General features: G+C 59.4%; 18 protein-coding genes. 14 read left to right on the top strand and 4 right to left on the bottom strand.

Annotated features, from left to right (window positions below; translation table 11 throughout):
- Positions 1–322: 322 nt before the first annotated feature.
- On the top strand, positions 323–811 hold the full coding sequence (locus B30_RS16230; RefSeq protein WP_009573226.1) for a (2Fe-2S)-binding protein: 489 nt from the start codon (positions 323–325) through the stop codon (positions 809–811).
- On the top strand, positions 804–4,217 hold the full coding sequence (locus B30_RS16225) for a molybdopterin cofactor-binding domain-containing protein (RefSeq protein ID WP_009573225.1): 3,414 nt from the start codon (positions 804–806) through the stop codon (positions 4,215–4,217). Before B30_RS16230 ends, B30_RS16225 begins: the two co-directional genes overlap by 8 nt.
- 350 nt (positions 4,218–4,567) lie before the next feature.
- Here B30_RS16225 and B30_RS16220 read toward each other — a convergent pair whose 3' ends face one another.
- Positions 4,568–5,479 (bottom strand): LysR family transcriptional regulator, encoded by a 912-nt coding sequence (locus tag B30_RS16220; protein WP_009573224.1) that lies wholly within the window; start codon positions 5,477–5,479, stop codon positions 4,568–4,570.
- A 112-nt stretch (positions 5,480–5,591) separates the two neighbouring features.
- On the opposite strand from B30_RS16220, the gene B30_RS16215 reads away from it, so the two are divergent.
- The 4 genes from B30_RS16215 to B30_RS16200 all read left to right on the top strand — a co-directional run bounded on the left by B30_RS16215 (position 5,592) and on the right by B30_RS16200 (position 9,331).
- A complete protein-coding gene (locus B30_RS16215; RefSeq protein ID WP_009573223.1) occupies positions 5,592–6,533 on the top strand; it encodes a ring-cleaving dioxygenase in 942 nt (313 codons plus the stop codon).
- Between the two features lie 103 nt (positions 6,534–6,636).
- Positions 6,637–7,827, top strand: a complete 1,191-nt coding sequence (locus tag B30_RS16210) for a low temperature requirement protein A (protein WP_009573222.1) — start codon at positions 6,637–6,639, stop codon at positions 7,825–7,827.
- The gene (locus tag B30_RS16205) at positions 7,824–8,795 is read left to right on the top strand and encodes an ion transporter (protein ID WP_009573221.1); all 972 of its coding nucleotides are present in this window, start codon (positions 7,824–7,826) and stop codon (positions 8,793–8,795) included. The genes B30_RS16210 and B30_RS16205 overlap by 4 nt, the downstream gene beginning before the upstream one ends.
- Complete coding sequence (locus B30_RS16200; RefSeq protein ID WP_009573220.1) at positions 8,792–9,331, top strand: NADPH-dependent FMN reductase; 540 nt, start codon at positions 8,792–8,794, stop codon at positions 9,329–9,331. The genes B30_RS16205 and B30_RS16200 overlap by 4 nt, the downstream gene beginning before the upstream one ends.
- Positions 9,332–9,481: 150 nt before the next feature.
- Here B30_RS16200 and B30_RS16195 read toward each other — a convergent pair whose 3' ends face one another.
- Positions 9,482–9,796, bottom strand: coding sequence for a GNAT family N-acetyltransferase (locus B30_RS16195; RefSeq protein WP_009573219.1), 315 nt, complete (start codon positions 9,794–9,796; stop codon positions 9,482–9,484).
- Complete coding sequence (locus B30_RS16190) at positions 9,793–11,334, bottom strand: VOC family protein (protein ID WP_009573218.1); 1,542 nt, start codon at positions 11,332–11,334, stop codon at positions 9,793–9,795. The genes B30_RS16195 and B30_RS16190 overlap by 4 nt, the downstream gene beginning before the upstream one ends.
- A gap of 161 nt (positions 11,335–11,495) precedes the next feature.
- Here B30_RS16190 and B30_RS16185 point away from each other — a divergent pair, with 161 nt between their 5' ends.
- The 5 genes from B30_RS16185 to B30_RS22675 all read left to right on the top strand — a co-directional run bounded on the left by B30_RS16185 (position 11,496) and on the right by B30_RS22675 (position 15,025).
- On the top strand, positions 11,496–12,434 hold the full coding sequence (locus tag B30_RS16185) for a pirin family protein (protein ID WP_009573217.1): 939 nt from the start codon (positions 11,496–11,498) through the stop codon (positions 12,432–12,434).
- A gap of 5 nt (positions 12,435–12,439) precedes the next feature.
- Entirely contained in the window at positions 12,440–12,979 is a 540-nt protein-coding gene (locus B30_RS16180) for a DUF924 family protein (RefSeq protein WP_009573216.1), read from the top strand.
- A gap of 1,043 nt (positions 12,980–14,022) precedes the next feature.
- Positions 14,023–14,571 (top strand): cytochrome c oxidase subunit 3, encoded by a 549-nt coding sequence (locus B30_RS16170; protein WP_009573214.1) that lies wholly within the window; start codon positions 14,023–14,025, stop codon positions 14,569–14,571.
- Positions 14,568–14,837, top strand: a complete 270-nt coding sequence (locus tag B30_RS16165; RefSeq protein ID WP_009573213.1) for a cytochrome C oxidase subunit IV family protein — start codon at positions 14,568–14,570, stop codon at positions 14,835–14,837. Before B30_RS16170 ends, B30_RS16165 begins: the two co-directional genes overlap by 4 nt.
- 53 nt (positions 14,838–14,890) lie before the next feature.
- A complete protein-coding gene (locus B30_RS22675; protein ID WP_269771049.1) occupies positions 14,891–15,025 on the top strand; it encodes a hypothetical protein in 135 nt (44 codons plus the stop codon).
- Here the strand turns inward: B30_RS22675 and B30_RS16160 are convergent.
- Positions 15,004–15,417, bottom strand: a complete 414-nt coding sequence (locus B30_RS16160) for an Rrf2 family transcriptional regulator (protein ID WP_009573212.1) — start codon at positions 15,415–15,417, stop codon at positions 15,004–15,006. The two genes, B30_RS22675 and B30_RS16160, sit on opposite strands and share 22 nt — an antisense overlap.
- A gap of 47 nt (positions 15,418–15,464) precedes the next feature.
- Here B30_RS16160 and B30_RS16155 point away from each other — a divergent pair, with 47 nt between their 5' ends.
- The 3 genes from B30_RS16155 to ubiU all read left to right on the top strand — a co-directional run bounded on the left by B30_RS16155 (position 15,465) and on the right by ubiU (position 17,833).
- Positions 15,465–16,019, top strand: coding sequence for a hemerythrin domain-containing protein (locus B30_RS16155; RefSeq protein WP_009573211.1), 555 nt, complete (start codon positions 15,465–15,467; stop codon positions 16,017–16,019).
- A gap of 285 nt (positions 16,020–16,304) precedes the next feature.
- The gene (ubiT, locus tag B30_RS16150) at positions 16,305–16,835 is read left to right on the top strand and encodes a ubiquinone anaerobic biosynthesis accessory factor UbiT (protein WP_009573210.1); all 531 of its coding nucleotides are present in this window, start codon (positions 16,305–16,307) and stop codon (positions 16,833–16,835) included.
- Entirely contained in the window at positions 16,835–17,833 is a 999-nt protein-coding gene (gene ubiU, locus B30_RS16145; RefSeq protein WP_009573209.1) for a ubiquinone anaerobic biosynthesis protein UbiU, read from the top strand. The genes ubiT and ubiU overlap by 1 nt, the downstream gene beginning before the upstream one ends.

Below are 17,833 nucleotides of genomic sequence, written 5' to 3'. Positions count from 1 at the left end.
CAGAGCTCCGCGGGGGTGCTATGGGGTTAATGTGTAAAAACACGCAGGACGCGCAAGCACAAGCCTGTGGACGTTTTTCATTTGGTCCAAGTATTCCACGCATTCGGAAAAGAAACCTAGAAATTCGTGTGAGGCGGTGTGGATGGCTTTGACGGCTGCCTGTCTATTGATCGAAAGCTGATTAAAATTTAGGCGTGTTTGTCAAATTATAATATTCAATCGAATAATTTGCAATTAACGTTTGCATGCATACGAATATCTTGCTCACACTGGATCATATAATTGCGCAAAACCGCAAACTCATGGCCAAACATGGGGCAAAATGAAACGCACGCTCACTATAACTCTGAACGGGGTCGAGGTCACCACAGAGGTGCCTGCGCACGCACTGCTCTTGGATGTGCTGCGTGAGACCTTTGGTCTGAATGGCCCGAAATACGGCTGTGGCAAGGCTCAATGTGGTGCTTGTACCGTTCTTGTGGATGGCGTCCCGGCGCGCGCCTGCATGTTGGCGGTCAGCCGGGTTCAGGGTGCAAGGATCACGACACTCGAAGGTCTGGTTGATCCCGAAACCGGCGCGCTCTCGCCGGTGCAACAGGGGTTTTTGGACTGTGAGGGTGCGCAATGTGGCTATTGTCTCAACGGCATGGTGATGGCTGCGACCGCGCTGCTGAAGCGTAGTCCCGATCCCAAAACCGAAGATATTGTTCAAGCTTTGCGTCATAACCTATGCCGTTGCGGCACACATAAAGAGATCATCGCTTCGGTCAAACGCGCTGCTGAATTGATGCGGAAGCGTGCCAATGCCTGATGTCGTCCCATCCGCATTGGCCGTGGTGATCGAGGGCCCAAACGGGCCACACACCTATATTTCCCTCGACGCAAAGGGCAGGGCAACCGGATTTAACGGCCATGTGGATTTGGGCACGGGTATCACCACGGCGCTGGCGCAGATCGTCGCGGAGGAATTGGACCTGCCGCTGTCCAACGTCGAGATCGTCCTTGGCGACACGGCGCGCACCCCGGACCAAGGTCCGACGATTGCCTCTGAGACCATTCAAGTCGCCGCGATCCCGTTGCGCAAAGCGGCCGCTCAGGCGCGCATTTGGTTGGCGGATCGTGGTGCACGGGCGTTGAATGCGCCGTTGGGGCAGGTCGCGCTCAAAAACGGTGTGGTCCATTGGAAAGACACTCAGCGCAGCTACGCCGACTTGCTTTTGGACCAGAATGTAACGCTGACCTATGATCCCGACACGCCCACGAAAGACCCCAAAGACTATACCATCGTCGGAACAAAGACTCCGCGCCGTGATCTTGAGGACAAGCTGCGCGGGGCGCATCTTTATATCCACGATCTGAACGTCGAGGGCATGGTGCATGGTCATGTCTTGCGCCCGCCCTATGCCGGGCGTGACAGCGGGGATTTTGTCGGCAGGAGCCTGATTGGTTATGATGAGAGCGCGGTGCAGGACATGCCCGGCTTTATTGCCGTGGTGCGCGAGGCTGATTTCCTCGGTGTCGTGGCCGAGACCGCAGCCCTGGCTCAAGCGATTGCTGAAGCCCTGCCGACTCGTTGGCGGATGCCGCCGAACCTGCCCGATATGTCAAAACTTGCCGACACCATCCGCCACCAACCGGCCACGCCGCGTGTGCTGGATGGAACCGGTGATTTCGACACTGCTTTGGAGCAGGCGGATCATGTAAAAACCCGCAGCTATATCTGGCCCTATCACGAACATGGCTCCATCGGCCCGTCCTGTTCCATCGCCGATTGGAACGGTGCACAGCCGATCATTTGGTCCGGCACCCAAAACCCGCATATGCTGCGTGGCGATCTGGCCGAGCTTGTCGGGCTGAATGCTGAGGCGATTGAAATCCGGCGCTATCAGGCGGCGGGCTGTTATGGCCGCAACTGTGCCGATGATGTGGGCGCGGATGCGCTTTTGCTGTCGCGTGCGGTGGGCAGGCCTGTGCGGGTGCAACTGACCCGGGCACAGGAGCATCTTTGGGAACCCAAAGGGGCGGCCCAGGTGATGGATGTGCAAGGAGGGCTGAAAAAGGCGCGGCTTGATGCCTATGCGATTGACACATGGTATCCATCGAACCGGGCACCGAACCTTGGGTTGTTGCTAACCGGGCGGGTCGATCCCGCGCCGCGTCCCGCCGATATGGGCGACCGCACCATCGTGCCGCCCTATGAAATTGCCAACAAGCGGATCACCGTGCACGATATGGCGCCAATTGTGCGCGCCTCTTGGATGCGTGGCGTCTCGGCCTTGCCCAACACCTTTGCCCATGAAAGTTTTATGGATGAAATGGCGTTTGAGGCGGGCGAAGACCCGGTCGCTTTCCGGCTCAGGCATCTCAAAGACCCGCGGGCAATGGATTTGGTGCGCCGGACCGCTGAGGCTGCGGGCTATGTCCCGCATGATGGTCCGCGTTTGCGGCGCGAAGGGCGGATGGCCTATGGTCAGGGCTTTGCCTACGCCACCTATGTGCATGGGCCTTTTCCCGGCACAGCCGCTGCCGCTGCCGCTTGGGTGGTGGATGTTGCGGTCGATCTTGAGACCGGAGAGACCACCCTGTCGCGGGTGTTTGTTGGCCAGGATCAGGGCTTGGTGATCAACCCGGACGGTGTGCGTCAGCAAATCCATGGCAATGTCATCCAGACCGCCAGCCGGGTGATGGCCGAAGAGATCACCTTTGACGAGATCGCGCCTAGGGCACAAAGCTGGGCCGCCTATCCGATCCAAACTTTCCCCGCTGTGCCCGACATCGAGACGATGCTGATCGAGCGCCCCGATGAGCCGGCTTTGGGTGTGGGCGAAAGTGCCGCAGTGCCGTCTGCTGCTGCCATTGCCAATGCGATTTTCGACGCCACGGGCGTGCGGATGCGCGAAGTGCCGTTTACGCCCGAAAAGCTGCGCCGGGATTTGGCGGTTCAGGCCGGGGGGCGCGTGACGCTGCCATCGACCCAAACCCACCCCGCCAAAAAAAGCCGCAAGATCGGGGCTTTGGTCGCGGCCCTTGGTGGTGTGTTGACATTTGGTGCGGTTTCAGTGCCGCTGCATCGCAGCATTCCCCCGACAACGCCGCCCGCGCCGGCCACCTTCTCTGCCGAGACCCTCGCGCGGGGCAAAGAGGTCTTTGCTCTGGGGGATTGTGCCGTTTGTCACACCGCCGAGGGCGGGGTGAAAAACGCGGGCGGCAGAGCGGTCCCAACGCCCTTTGGCACGGTCTACACCACGAACCTGACGCCCGATCCTGAAACGGGGCTTGGCAGATGGTCGTTCGAGGCCTTTGAGCGCGCCATGCGTCGCGGCATCAGCCGCGAGGGTCACACTCTCTACCCGGCCTTCCCCTATACCTCTTTCGCCAAAATCGACGGCGCAGACATGTACGCGCTTTATGCCTATCTGCAAACGCTGCCCGCCGTTTCCTCGCCGACGCCCAAGGCCCAAATGATTGCCCCTGCCAATCTGCGTAACGGGGTTGCGGCGTGGAATTGGCTCTATCACGATGCCACACCTTTTGCGCCCGATCCGGCCCAATCTGAGGCCTGGAATCGTGGCAAATATCTCGTTGAGGCGGCGGGTCATTGTTCCGGCTGCCACGCGCCGCGCAATGGGGCAGGAGCGGAAATGCCCAATATGACCGGCGCTGTGGTCGAGGGGTGGTATGCACCGCCGCTTGAAGGATTGGCCAACGCACGGATGAATTGGGACGAGGCAAGCCTCTTTGCATATTTGCGCAAAGGCCACGCGCCGAATGCCAGTGCCTCCGGCCCGATGGCCGAGGTGGTCGAAAGCCTGCAAGAGGTGCCCGATCCCGACATCCGCGCGATGTCGGTCTATTTGGCCTCGCTGATGGCCCCCGCACCAGACTCTCTGCCTGAAACACGCGCCCTGCCGCGTGAGGCCGATCTGCCGCCAAGCCGCGCCAGCCGGCTGTTTGAAAGCGCCTGCGCCTCCTGTCACGATCCGGTATTTGCCGACAGCCTCACCGTGGCGCGGATACCCCTGACACGGGCTCCGGTCTTGCGCGCGCCGACATCCGAGGCGTTGACGAGCGTACTCAACGAGGGCCTGCGCGCCCCCGAAGGTCTTGATCTGCGCGATATGCCGTCTTTTCGGGATGAGTTTTCTGACGCCGATCTGACCGAGTTGACGCAGTACCTGCGCGCCCGGTTCGCGCCCGATTTGCCCGCCTGGCGATGACTTCGGCTTTGAACAGGTCATTGATCGTCTCGGCCCGCGCGCTATCGACCTCGGTCTTCTTGACCCAGTCGTTCAGGGTGTGAGCTGCGCAGCCGATCTTTGCCGCAATTGGCATGATCGTCGGCCAACGCGATCCGTCCTGACTCGTGTTGTCGAGGACCAGCCGCCCATCACCGTTCGCCCGGCTGAGGGCGGCGATGATCTCGCTGCATCATAAAAGAGCGGGCCTTTGTTTGGCCTCGGTTGACCGTTTCCGTGTCGCTGGCATGGGACGGTGCCTTCGTTTCACGCATTACGGATCGCGGACCCAAGATTGTGCGGAACTGCAAGGGGACGATAGCCACTTTCGTTCACGGTGTCTTCCACGGCGCGCCATCAGCCAACTCATCCGCCAAAAAGTCGATCAGTGCCCTCAATTTTGCGGGCATCGGGTGAATGTGTGGCCAAACAGCGCTGATCGGCATATCGCGGGTTGTGGCCTCGGGCAGGACCTGCTCAAGCTGCCCCGACGCGATGGCGGGGAATGCGATGAAACCCGGCAGCATGGCGAGACCAATCCCGGAAATTGCGAGATCACGCATGGTTTCACCATTGTTGACCATGGCGGCTTCACGGACGGCCGGATGCACGTCGCGACGACCGGTGCGAAACCGCCACAGCGTGGAATTTGGCATGTGGCTATAGCCGATAACGGGCTGACCAGTCAGATCCAGCGGCGTTTCGGGTCGGCCATGACGGTCAAGATACGCGGGAGAAGCGCAGGCAACCGAGACATCGTTGCAAAGTTTCCTGGCCATTAGCGCGCTGTCCTGCAACGGACCGATCCGAACGGCGAGATCGAAACCCTCACGCGCCAGATCCACTGTCCTGTCGTCATATTCGATACGCAGGCTCAATGCGGGATTTTGCGCGGCAAACTGTCCAAGGATCAAAGAGAGGTGCAGTGTGCCAAAACTCATGGGCGCGGCAATCGACAAGGTTCCGCGCAGCTGTTCTGTACTGCCCCAGGCCGCCGCTTCGGCGGCGGAGCGCAAATCGGCGAGTGCGGGGCGGATACGCTCGGCAAATCTCTGAGCGCTTTCTGTTGGGGCGATCCGGCCGGCATTGCGCCGAAACAGGGCGGTTCCCAATTCAAGCTCCAAGTCGCTGATCCGTTTGCTGATCACGGATTTCGACAGGTTGAGCCGCGCGGCGGCCGCCGTCACGGTTCCGAGTTCGAGAACGGCGAGGAACGTTTCCAGTTGGTCGAGATCATAACGCATAGGGGAGGAATACCCGTGTCGTTCGCATTTGTCGAACGCCATGTGCGGCATTGGCTGTCTGGATAGAACCGTGTCCCGTCCCCAAATTCGACGCAACGAAAGGAGGCCGATCATGCAACTTACCGGTATACATCACCTGACGGCCATCACCGCCGATGCGCCCGCAAACAATCGCTTTTATACCGAAACTTTGGGAATGCGGCGGGTCAAAAAGACCGTCAATCAGGACGACACCTCTGCGTATCATTTGTTCTTTGCCGATGGCGCGGGCCGCCCTGGAAGCGACCTGACCTTTTTTGACTGGCCGGTTGCGCCCGAACGGCGTGGCACGCATTCGATCAGCCGTACTGGTTTGCGGGTGGCTGAAAACAGTCTGGAGTATTGGGCCAATCGCTTGCGCGATGCCGATCTGACGGTTGGAGAGATTGCCGCACTTGACGGGCGCGCAAGCCTCGACTTCGAAGATCCCGAAGGTCAAAGGTTTCGCCTGATCGCGGATCAACCGGGAACGGCCCATCCTTGGGATCGCAGCCCGGTTCCGGCGGCCTACCAGATCCGGGGTCTGGGTCCGATCACGATCTCCGTGCCCGATCTTACGGCAACAGATCTGATCCTGACCAAGGTCATGAACATGGGGAAACTCCGGGAATACGCCAGCCCTGATGGCGTCGGGCAAGTCCATGTCTATCGCATGGGCGATGGTGGCCCATCGGCGGAACTGCATGTCGCGGTCCAGCCGGATCTGCCGGTGGCCCGTCAAGGGGCGGGTGCGGTGCACCATGTCGCTTTTCGCGTGCCGGATGTACCGACGCTCCACAGGTGGGCGCAACGGTTGAATGACTTTCACGTGCCGTCCTCCGGCGAGGTCGAACGGTATTACTTCCGCTCGCTCTATTTCCGCGAGCCAGGCGGCAATCTGTTCGAAATCGCCACAGACACACCCGGTTTTGCCGTGGATGAGCCGTTCGAGACCATGGGCGAGTCACTGTCCCTGCCGCCCTTCCTCGAAACGCGGCGGGATCACATTGAGGCGGGATTGAAGCCGCTGGACTGACCTTTTGAAGAGCTGCCGATTCCGGCGGCTCTTTGCATGCACAGCAAAGTTGCTAACCATTCGATAATTTTGCAAGATTTCAGGATGAGCAGGGGACGTAGCAATGACTGAATTTCCAATCTGGCGAAAGCCGCAACACCACATGGATGCGGAAAACCCGACAAACCACGTTCATTGGGTCGAATTGTTCTTTGATCTCGTCCATGTGGTCACAATTTTCCTGTTGGGGAATTTCCTGTCGCATCACTTGGACTGGCACGGGTTCCTGATCTTCACGGGCCTCTTCATCGCGTTTTTCTATGCGTGGGCCGATAGTTCAATCTATAACTCGCTCTACATCTCCACTGATATTCCCCATCGCCTTATCATGGCGGCCCAAATCGTGACTGTCATGTTCTTTGCCGCCTCCCTGAATGCGGTGACCGGCAAGGGTTGGGTCTATTTTGCACTGGCATTCGCCGCCAACCGCGGGTTGACCGGATTGCTGTATTGGCGCGCGCGCGGCGGCGAGAACGATCGCTGCGGCTTGGCCTACGAACAAGGACGAAACTTTTTCATCCTCGCGATTGTATTCGCCCTATCCGCCTTCTTGCCAAAGCCCTTGGCCTATTGGCTGTTTGGTGCAGGGCTTATCGCCATCCAACTGCAATACATGTTGCCAAAGATAGGCACGCTGAGGTTGGAGCGTTTCGTGCCGCGACTTGGCCATATCTCCGAACGTTTCGCCCTGATCATGCTGATCCTGCTCGGTGAGGGGTTCTTCAAGATGGTTGTTACACTGTCTGACAAGGGCATCTATAAACTCGGGGCTGGGGCCTTATTGAACATGGCCATCGGTGGCCAGTCGCTTTTTGCCATGGCCTGGGTCTATTTTGATGGTGTCGGCAACGCAAAGCCGAAATCCCGCATGTTGGGGACGTTGCTGGGGTACTGGTTCGGTCACATCGTTCTGATGTGGTCAACGGTCATGGTCGGTGTGGCGTTGGCCGGGGAAATCTATGTCGGCATTCTGGCCCCATACCCATACGACTATGGCATCATCGGAACCGTTGGCCTGAGCGTCTTTCTGGCATCGATCTGGCTGTTGCAACAGCTTGTCGAAGGGCGCGATACCACGCGTCGGCATTCTCATGGCGGCGTGCGTCTGTTTGGGATCGCTGTGACGGTCGTCCTGCTTCTGGTTCTGCCCCATGTGCCAGCCATCGTGGGCAACACTCTGTTTGGGACCGCGCTTTTCTCACAGATCGCCTGGCCACTTAGCATTGCCCTTCGCGAAAGACGTGCCAAGAGATGACCGGGACCGCCTCTCATGTACGGCATCGGGTTTATCAGACCCTGGAAAACCCCAGTCGCACTGACCGGGCGTCTTGGGCGATTGAGATTGGTCTGATCCTTCTCATCTTTGCCAGCGTCACTGCAGTGGCACTGGAAACCGTGCCAGACCTGTTCGCACGTTATCGGGTTGAGTTTCGCCGCTTTGATCTCTTTGTCACCCTCGCCTTTTCCGTGGAATATGTCGCACGGGTCTGGGCCGCGCCCGAAGCCCGGCCGGACGAGCCCGCGTGGCAGGCCAGACTGCGCTACATGCGCTCTCCGATGGCGGTGATCGACCTTGTCGCGATCCTGCCTTTCTATCTGACGCTTCTCATGCCGCTGGACTTTCAACTCTTGCGCGTTTTGCGGCTGTTGCGCATCTACAAGCTGACCCGGTATTCGCCAGCGCTGTCCGTTCTGATGGCGGTGATCCGGGAGGAGGCGGCGACGCTTTTGGCCGCCTTTTCGATCCTGACGATCCTGCTCATATTCGCCGCTGCGGGTGCCTATATGGTCGAACACGAGGCACAGCCGGATGCCTTCGGTTCTGTTCCCGCCGCGATGTGGTGGTCGATGGTCACGCTGACGACCGTCGGATACGGTGATGTCACGCCAATCACGCCGCTGGGGCGGGTATTTGGTGGGGCGATCACCATTTTGGGTGTCGGCATGGCCGCACTGCCCGCCGGTATCATCGCCAGCGGTCTGGCCGATCATCTGCATCGCCGCCGCGATCTGTTGCGCGAGGAATTCCGCTGTGCGCTTGAAGACGGGCAAATTGACTTGGGCGAAGGTCGCAAGATCGAAAAGCTTCGCCGTGACCTTGGCATCAGCAGAGAAATCGCCCACAGCATCCATCAGGACGTGCGGCGCAAGCAGGTTCAACGATCCCAATGCACATGCCCTCAATGTGGGTATGAATTCCAACACATAGGAGATGAAGAATGAGCACAATCCTTGGGATTTCCGGCAGCCTTCGTAAAGCCTCTTTCAATACAGGACTGTTGCGCGCGGCAGCAGAGGTGACATCCGATGACGTTCAAATCGACATCGGGTCCATTGCCGATGTGCCGCTCTACAATGCCGATGCCGAAGCCGCCGAAGGTTTGCCACCGGCGGTGCAGGTATTGCAGGCGCAGCTTGCATCGGCGGACGGGGTGTTGCTGGTTACGCCCGAATATAACAACGGCATACCTGGCGTCTTCAAGAACGCGATCGATTGGATGTCACGGGGCGAGGGGTTGAAGCTGTTCGTGGGGAAACCCATCGCCGTGATTGGCGCCTCTCCGGGCGGGTTCGGTACAATCATGGCACAGAACCATTGGTTGCCGGTCTTGCGAACGCTGAAATGCGATCTGTGGACAGAAGGCCGCCTGATGGTCTCGCGCGCTGGCAGTCTTTATGATGAGGCGGGCAACCTGACCGACGACAAGACGCGCGCGATGCTGGGCGATTACATCAAGTCCTTTGCCGCCAGCCTGTAGGCCGTGAGCCGGACTTTCCCGCTCACGGTCTCGGCAACCGGATCGACGTGGTGCCCTTCGACCTGCCGGACATTGGCAATGTCAATCAGACCCTAACCCGGTCTGATTGATCTCCGTTACGCCTGACAATTCTGCCATAACCTCTACTCCTTATGGATCTTCGCCAGGTTTGGTTGTGAACAGATCGGCCCATTCGGGATGCTTGGCGTATTGGCTGCGCACAAAGGGGCAAATCGGAATAATGCGGAACCCGGCGCGGCGCGCATCCTCCAGCATGTAGTTCAGCAGGGCCTTGGCAACGCCATGTCCGCTCATTGTGGCGGGCACGCCGGTATGATCCGCACTGATGATGCCCGCGCCTTGATGGCGAAACGTGATCTCGGCTTCGGCGTCGATCCCGGCGAGACGGGCGACGTATCGCCCGCGCCGTGCGCCCTCTTCTTTTGACAGTATGAGGTCGGTCATCTCGGTTCTCCTTGCGGGATCTTTGCCAGCCATTTTGCGGCGATACGCACATCTTCGGGCGACAGGTCGTGTCCGGCGTCGATAATCTGTGCATTGAGAGTTGCGCCGCCCGACGTGAGGGAGGCTTCCAGTTGCGGGACCATGCGCCCGAACGGGTCCTGTGCGCCGGTCAAAAGTAGAACGTCGCTGTCTGTCAGATCGGCTGTTGGTGCGTCTTCGAGCGCCTCGATCCCACGTAGCAGGATGGCGCGTTGCACCACACCGGGATGCAACCGCAAGATTGCACCCAACAGGTTTGCCCCGTTGGAATACCCAAGGAATGTCGTCGTTTTGGGGTCGAGCCCATAACTCCGGGTCGCCCCCTCGACGAATGCCACAAAGGCGCGCGCCTCTGCACGAATGTCGTCCTGATCATAGGTCACGGCGTCAAAGCGCCGGAACCAGCGCGTGATCCCTTCTTCGGTGGCTCGGCCACGAACCCCCAAAAGAGTGGCGCGCGGATTCAGCCTGGCCGCCAAAGGCATCAGATCGGCTTCATTCCCGCCGGTGCCGTGCAACAGCACAATGGTAGAGCCGTCGGGGGTGTCTGGCGTATGGAACCGGTGAACAAATGGCAGGTCTCTCATGGGTCTCCTTTCCTCACCCGGACGGGCAAATTGCGGCAGGGTCACGCGTAAATCAGCGGCGCGCACCGCATCTGTGGCCGGAATCATCAGGGTCTCACCCAGATGGGCGGCGTCTTCATCCGCGGTGAAGCCGGGGGCATCGGTGGCGTATTCGACCAGCGTTCCCATCGGTTCACGCACGTATAGCGACAGGAAATACTTTCGATCATGCACATTGGTCACACCGTCCTGCGTGCGCAGGTCCAGTCGCATCTGGCGAAGGGCATCGACATCACGGGCTCGAAAGGCCACATGGTCGAACATACCCGTGCCGGGGAGTGCCGGAACGAACCCTGCCGAGGCCCGCACATCCACCACGTCCTGATCCGATCGCAACCGGATGAACGGCCCGTCTCGCAACGCTTCGGAATAGCCAAACCGCACCAAAAAATCCGCCGTCGCCCGCGCATCCTCCGACAGGAGGGTCACGCCGTGTATCCGTGTCGGCGCGACGGGATCGGCCAGCGGGGCGGTGGCCGGCGCATCGCCGCCCACGAGTTTCACGACAATCCCGTCGGGATCGCGCAGCCGCAGCACCGTTTCGCCCAGTTCCCGCGTCGGCCCGCTGACCTGAATGCCTGCGGTCATCGCACGGGTCAGCCAATCGCCCAAGCTGTTTTTGGGAACTGTAAAGGCGACCTCAGACAGCGCGCCAAGACCGACGCGGCCCGGTGCGCCGTCCTGCCAGACCAGAAAGGTTATGATCGAGCCCGGACTGCCCAAAGCATCGCCATAGAACAGGTGCAATTGCTCTGCGTCCTCGTAGCCGCCGGTCTGTTTCACCAATTTGAGGCCGAGAAAACCGGCATAGAAATCGACGTTCTTTTGAACATTGCGTGTGATTGCGGTGACGTGATGGATGCCGGTTGTCATGGTGCCCCTCATTTGGAAACAACTCTCTGTCCGCCAAATGGGGACGTCACAACAGTCTCTCAACACCGACGATATGGAACCCTGCGTTCCATGGTAGCGAACAGCTATCGCTTTTCAAGGGCGCGCTTTTGCGGCTAACCTGAACCTGAAAGGAGAGTGCCATGAGTTGGAATCCCGCTCTTGACCCCGGCTGCCCCGACGAGATCGGTGTGGATGCCATCGAGACCCTGATCATACCGCGCGCCCGCGATCTGGGCGGGTTCGAGGTGCGGCGCGCCTTGCCTGCGCCACGACGTCAGATGGTCGGCCCGTTCATCTTTTTCGACCAGATGGGACCGGCCGAGTTTCTGACCAATCAGGGCATCGACGTGCGCCCACATCCGCATATTGGCCTTGGCACTGTCACGTATCTCTATCAGGGCCATTTTCAGCACCGCGACAGCCTTGGGACCAACCAGGTGATCCGTCCAGGTGCGGTCAACTGGATGGTCGCCGGACGCGGCGTGACCCATTCCGAGCGCAGTACTTCCGAGTCGCGCAAGGCCCCGCAAGAGCTGTTCGGTATCCAGACATGGATGGCCCTGCCCGAAGAGGATGAAGACCGTGCGCCGTTGTTCGAACATCATGGCCAGGGCGCCCTGCCTATGATCGAAGCCGAGGGGATCGAGGCCCGGCTGATCCTCGGTACAGCCTATGGCGAAACCGCCCCGGCGACGATGTTCTCGGAAACCTTTTATCTGGATGTGACGCTTGCACCAGACGCGCGCTTCCCTCTGCCGGACGATCATGAAGATCGCGGGCTTTATATCACCCATGGTGAGGTCGGCATCGCGGGCGAGACCTTTGAGGCCGGTCGTATGATGGTGTTCCGCCCAGGCGATAAGATCACCGTGCAGGCTGGACCGCAGGGCGCACGGTTGTTGGCACTTGGCGGGGCCACGCTGAACGGGCCGCGCCATGTGTGGTGGAATTTTGTGTCCTCCAGCAAGGACAAGATCGAGGCAGCCAAGGAAGAATGGCGCGCCGCGAATTGGGGCAAGGGTGTTTTTGAGTTGCCCGAGGACGACAAAGCCGAGTTCATTCCATTGCCAGAGAAGTGACAGTCATGAAAACCGCAAAAGACATTCGCGATTTCTGGTTTGCGGGCACGGTGCAGCCCTATTGGTTTGCCCGTTCCGATAAGGTCGATGCGCGGATCAAAACCGATTTTGCCGAAACTTATGAAACAGCGCATCGCGGCGATCTCGATCACTGGATGGAGAACGCGGCGGACGCGCTTTCGCTGGTCATCGCCTTGGACCAGTTCCCGCGCAACCTGTTCCGCGGCTCGGGCCGGTCCTTCGAGAGTAATGATATTGCCCTGACCCATGCCCGTACGGCGCTGGATCGCGGCTATGATCAGGACCTTTCGGAAACCGAACGCCAGTTCTTTTACCTGCCCTTTATGCATTCAGAGATGCTCGCCGATCAGAACCGATCCGTGAAACTCTACAAAGCGCTCGGCAACGAGAATGCACTGGATTTCGCCCATCAGCACCGCGACATCATCGCCCAATTTGATCGGTTTCCTCACCGCAACGTAGTGCTGGGGCGCGATAATACGCCAGAGGAAGCGGAGTTTTTGAAAACTCATTCAGGGTTCTGAAAAGCATCCACTATCCGTAACACACCAACGACCTGCGTCGACAGGCCCGCGCCAGAAGCACAGTCCCGGCAATCGCACTAACCGCCCGACCCGGAACCGACCGATAAATGCGGAAAGGGATGAACCTATTCTGACAGTTCCGTTTCAGCCGATGCGCCCCAAACGTGTTGAATGTCAGATGATTTTGGCCTGCACGTCACAAGCCGCCCAAAAATTGAAAACCAGACCTTCGCGCAGATCGCAGCGAAGGGCGGGTTTGAGGCCAAATTGCGCATTGTATGAGCGGTTTCAATCTGTTTAGATTTCCATCTTTGAAATGCGCGAGCCGGTGATTATGAAGAAATTCTTTGCGTACCTTAGTCTCTTTATTCCGCAATCCTTGTTGTCGACAAAATACATCGTTGAACGCGTCTCACTTATGGCTGATGATCCAGCCACTTGCGATCACGAATGGGACGTTGTCGCGGGCATTTTAGATACCGTCGAACTGCAGGTTCAATGTAGAAAGTGCGCTACATATAGCGAGGTCCCTAGCCCGACCAAGGAAGAATGGGACGCCTGCTATGGAGCGATGGAGAATCCGTATCCTTGGGAAGACAAATCTCGCATCAGATACTATCACGTTGATGACACGCCCCACTGATTTTCAAAACTTCGGTGTTTGATCACTGATAATGACCCAACGGCAGCTTTGTCCCGCATTGCAGACAGTGACCCACACCGCGCCTAAGGTCCGGGTAGGGGTCAGACCTGCATGACGGTTGGCCCGATATTGCGTGACGCGGCCTGCTGATAGGATTCAGAAAGTCAGCCACATCGCGTCAAAGATGTTCGACATTCGACAATATGACTGCGCGTGTTGTATGGGCTGGCTTCAAAAGGGCGGCAGTCAATGCCTCTTTTGTGGCTTGTGAATAGGTATTTAAAATACTAATACAAAAGATAAGCCAGTGACATAACAGGGCTGATCAAATGATTTGCAAGACGCACAGCCAGATGGCGACCGTTACGTGCCTTTCACTTTGTGAAAGGATGCTGCCCGCATGACCGATAAAGATGCTTTAGACGCATTGCCCGGCGAATTGTTGATGTGGATTCTGATTGTCAGTGAAGTGCTCGTCTTCGGGGCGGGGCTGACCGTGTTCCTGTCTGTTCGGATCACCGACCCCGACGGCTTTGCCGAGGCACAGGACATGTTGGATCGCACGGCGGCGGGGATCAACACGATTGTCCTGATCACCAGTGGCTTTCTTGCCGCCTTGGCCAATGCCTTGCGTCAGGGCGGCGCACGGACGAAAGCGCGGTTTTGTCTTGTTGCGGCGGCTTTGCTTGGCGTGGTGTTCCTGTGGATAAAAGGGGCGGAGTTTGCCTCCAAGGCCGCCAGTGGCATCGTTTGGGACACCCATGTCCTTTTCAATTTCTACTTCATGCTGACAGGATTTCATGCCGCGCATGTCGCGGCCGGTGTCGTGCTGTTGTTGCTCGTTGCCTGGCGCGATCATGTTGACAATATAGAGGACGCCACGGCGTTTTGGCACATGGTTGACCTGATCTGGGTGCTGCTCTTTCCCGTGATCTATCTTTTGCAATGACACATCGGTCGCTTTATATCGCCTGGGCGCTGCTGGTGGCCCTCAGCTTTGGCTCAACAGCTCTGTCGGCATCGGGGATCTGGGCGCAATGGCCCGGTGTGGCGGGGGTGGCGGTGATGGCGCTGGCCTGGCAAAAAGCCCGGATCATCCTTGCCGACTATATGGGATTGCAGCGGGCCCCAAGGTGGCGGCGCGGGTTCGATGTGTGCTTGACGGGACTATGCCTTCTCATGCTGGCGCTTTACGCCGCACCTCTCGTGCTGTGAACGCCAAAGCGCTAAGGCGATCCGGGTAGATCCGAACCGCTTTTCGGGGCGGCATGCCCACGATGGTGACCGAGGCCGATATTCTGGCGGGCGCGTGCGAGTGGCGGACCGTCTGTGCCATGCCTCTGCGCCGCGCGGTCTGGGCGGTGGTCACGCTCTTGGCGCGTCAGAGGGTTTCCGGGCGGTAAACACAATCGGCCAATGTGCTGCGGTTGAGGTCGGCAACAAAGGCCGTCTCGGCTTGGGCCAGCCGCGCCTTCAACCGGCATTGCGGGGTCAGTGTGCAGGCGTTGCCGCTGGCCGCGAAGCATTCCACCAGGGCTTGGTCAGCTTCGAGTGTCGCGATCACGTCGCCCAGCCGGATGTTTTCGGGCGGACGGGCCAATGCCGCGCCTCCGCCCCCTCCGCGTCGGGTTTCCAGATAGCCTGCGGTGGCAAGGGCCGAAATCACCTTGGCCAAGTGATTGCGGGATATTTGGAACTCGTCGGCTAGGTCCGCCGTGGTGAAGGGTCGGTCAGGGTCGCCTGCCATGCGCATCAAGACGCGCAGGCCGTAGTCGGTGAAGGAGGTGAGGCGCAAGGTCGCAGTCCTGATTTGGTAATTGAAGTGCGTATTTGGGGAGTGATATGCGTATTTTAGATACCAATTTGCTGCGGCCCGCGCAAGGGCTGGGCGATGAGCCTGAGAAAGGGTCTACGATGAACACTCTTGCCGAAGCGGACGTCCCCCAGGAAACTGGCGCGCTAATCGATCATATTTTGACCCGGTATCATGAAATGCACCGCGCTGACTTTGCCGCGTTGATGTTGCTGGCGGAGCGGGTCGAGCACGTCCACGAGGGCGATGCGGAGGCGCCCGTGGGTTTGGCACAGGCCCTCGCAACGCTGGCGCATGAGATGGAGGATCACATGACCAAGGAGGAAAGAATCCTGTTTCCGGCCATGCGAGACGGCGGGGGCGCGGGGATCGAGCATCCCATAGCGGTGATGCGGGCCGATCATGACGACCACGCTGAAAACATCGCGCTGATCCGGCAACTGACACACGATCTGACTCCTCCAGAGCATGCCTGCGGATCTTGGCGATCACTCTATAGCGGCACGTTGACGCTGTTTGATGATATTGCCGCCCATATCGCGCTGGAAAACGACGTCCTTTTTCCGAGGTTCGAGCGAGGGTAAGGGCAATGATGACGCTGGCACGCGTTTCGACGCAGGGACGCGGGGCGCGCGCGCTATCCGCCATGGTTTTCGGCGACCCGGTGACGTCTGCCCAAGCTGGCGGCACGGCGTCCAAAGCCCGGTGTCACCGGTATTGCGTAGTCCGCGGCAGGTGACCACAATTCATCCGCACTCCCATCACCCACAACCCCATGGCATCCCGCTTGACCTGATCGTGACGGAGACCAAGATCGCGACCAAGATCGTGACCAAGACCGGGTTGCTTGCAGAACGGACCCCCTGATCATGAGCATCCATGCAGATGTCAATACCCGCCCTCCGGGCCCCGGACGGACCGCCGCCGCGCGGCTGGCCTGTGTGCTGATACAGCCGTTTCTGTCCCGCGTTGTCCATCGGACTGCCGCGCGGCACCCGTCGCTCTTTGCGCGGCTTGGGCCACACCAGACGACCGATTTCCTGATCGACCCGGTGGAACTGCCTTTCGCGCTGCACCTGCGCCCTGATCCAGAGGCGCTGGTGTTCCGCGCCGTGCCGCGTGATGCCGCACCGCACACGGGTGCCGCGATCCGGGGGCGGTTTTTGTTGCTGCTGGAGTTGGTCGATGCCGAACAGGACGGCGACGCAGCCTTTTTTTCGCGCGATCTGGAGGTGAGCGGCGACACCGAGGCCGTGGTGCGGCTGCGGAATGCGCTCGACGATATCGACGGGTCTCTGGCCGAAGAAACGGCGGCGATGTTTGGAGCGCCGGGGCGGGCCATGCTCGCACGGCTGCGGCGGGCCTATCTCAACGACACCAAAGGACAGGAGTGCATATAATGAGCCTTGCCGAACTGATCTGCCCCGCTGGCACCCCCGCCGCGCTGCGGACGGCCGTGGATGCGGGTGCCGACGCCGTTTATTGTGGGTTTCAGGATGCGACCAACGCGCGCAACTTTCCGGGCCTGAATCTCACGCCTGACGAGCTTGCCGCATCGGTCGTCTATGCTCATGCCCACGGCACGAAGGTTCTGTTGGCGCTCAATACATATCCGCCCGCCGGCAAGCTGGATCTGTGGCGGCATGCGGCGGATACCGGCGCTCGGTTGGGTGTGGATGCCTTTATCGTCGCCGACATGGGCGTGGCCGATTACATCGCCCATGCTCACCCGCAGGTGCGGCTGCACTTGTCGGTACAGGCTGCTGCCTCGTCGCCCGAGGCGATCCGCTACTATTGCGAAAGTTTCGGGGTAAAGCGCGTGGTTTTGCCGCGTATTCTGACGATCCCAGAAATCCGCCAGATCCGCAAGGAAATCCCCTGTGAGATCGAGACCTTCATCTTTGGGAACCATGGTTTGATGGTCGAGGGACGGTGCAGCCTGACGAATTATCTCACCGGGCAATCGACGAACATGGACGGTGTCTGCTCGCCCGCCTCGGACGTGGAATATGTGCGCGATGCCGATGGGTCGATGTCTTCGCAGCTTGCGGGGTTCACCATCGACCGGTTCGGTCCAGACGAGAAGGCCGGGTATCCCACGATCTGCAAGGGGCGCTACACTGCGCCGCACCGACCCGAGGGGTACTATGCCTTTGAGGAGCCGGTGAGCCTGAATCTCTCGCGGTTGCTGCCCGAGTTGATTGACGCCGGGGTCCATGCCTTCAAGATTGAGGGACGACAGCGGTCGAAAAGCTATGTCCGGGGTGTTGTGCGGGCCTTTCGTGCGGCGGTGGATGATATCAAGGCGGGGCGCAAGGCGAATATCGCGGATCTTCTCGCGCTGACCGAGGGGCAGAAGCAGACCCAAGGTGCCTTCGAAACAAAGAAATGGCGGTGA

It is taken from the genome of Celeribacter baekdonensis B30 (genome assembly GCF_000299875.1).
In the GTDB taxonomy this organism is placed as follows: Bacteria; Pseudomonadota; Alphaproteobacteria; order Rhodobacterales; family Rhodobacteraceae; genus Celeribacter; species Celeribacter baekdonensis_A.
Note: the sequence above shows the minus strand (reverse complement) of the source record. Positions and strands in the feature narration are given on the sequence as shown.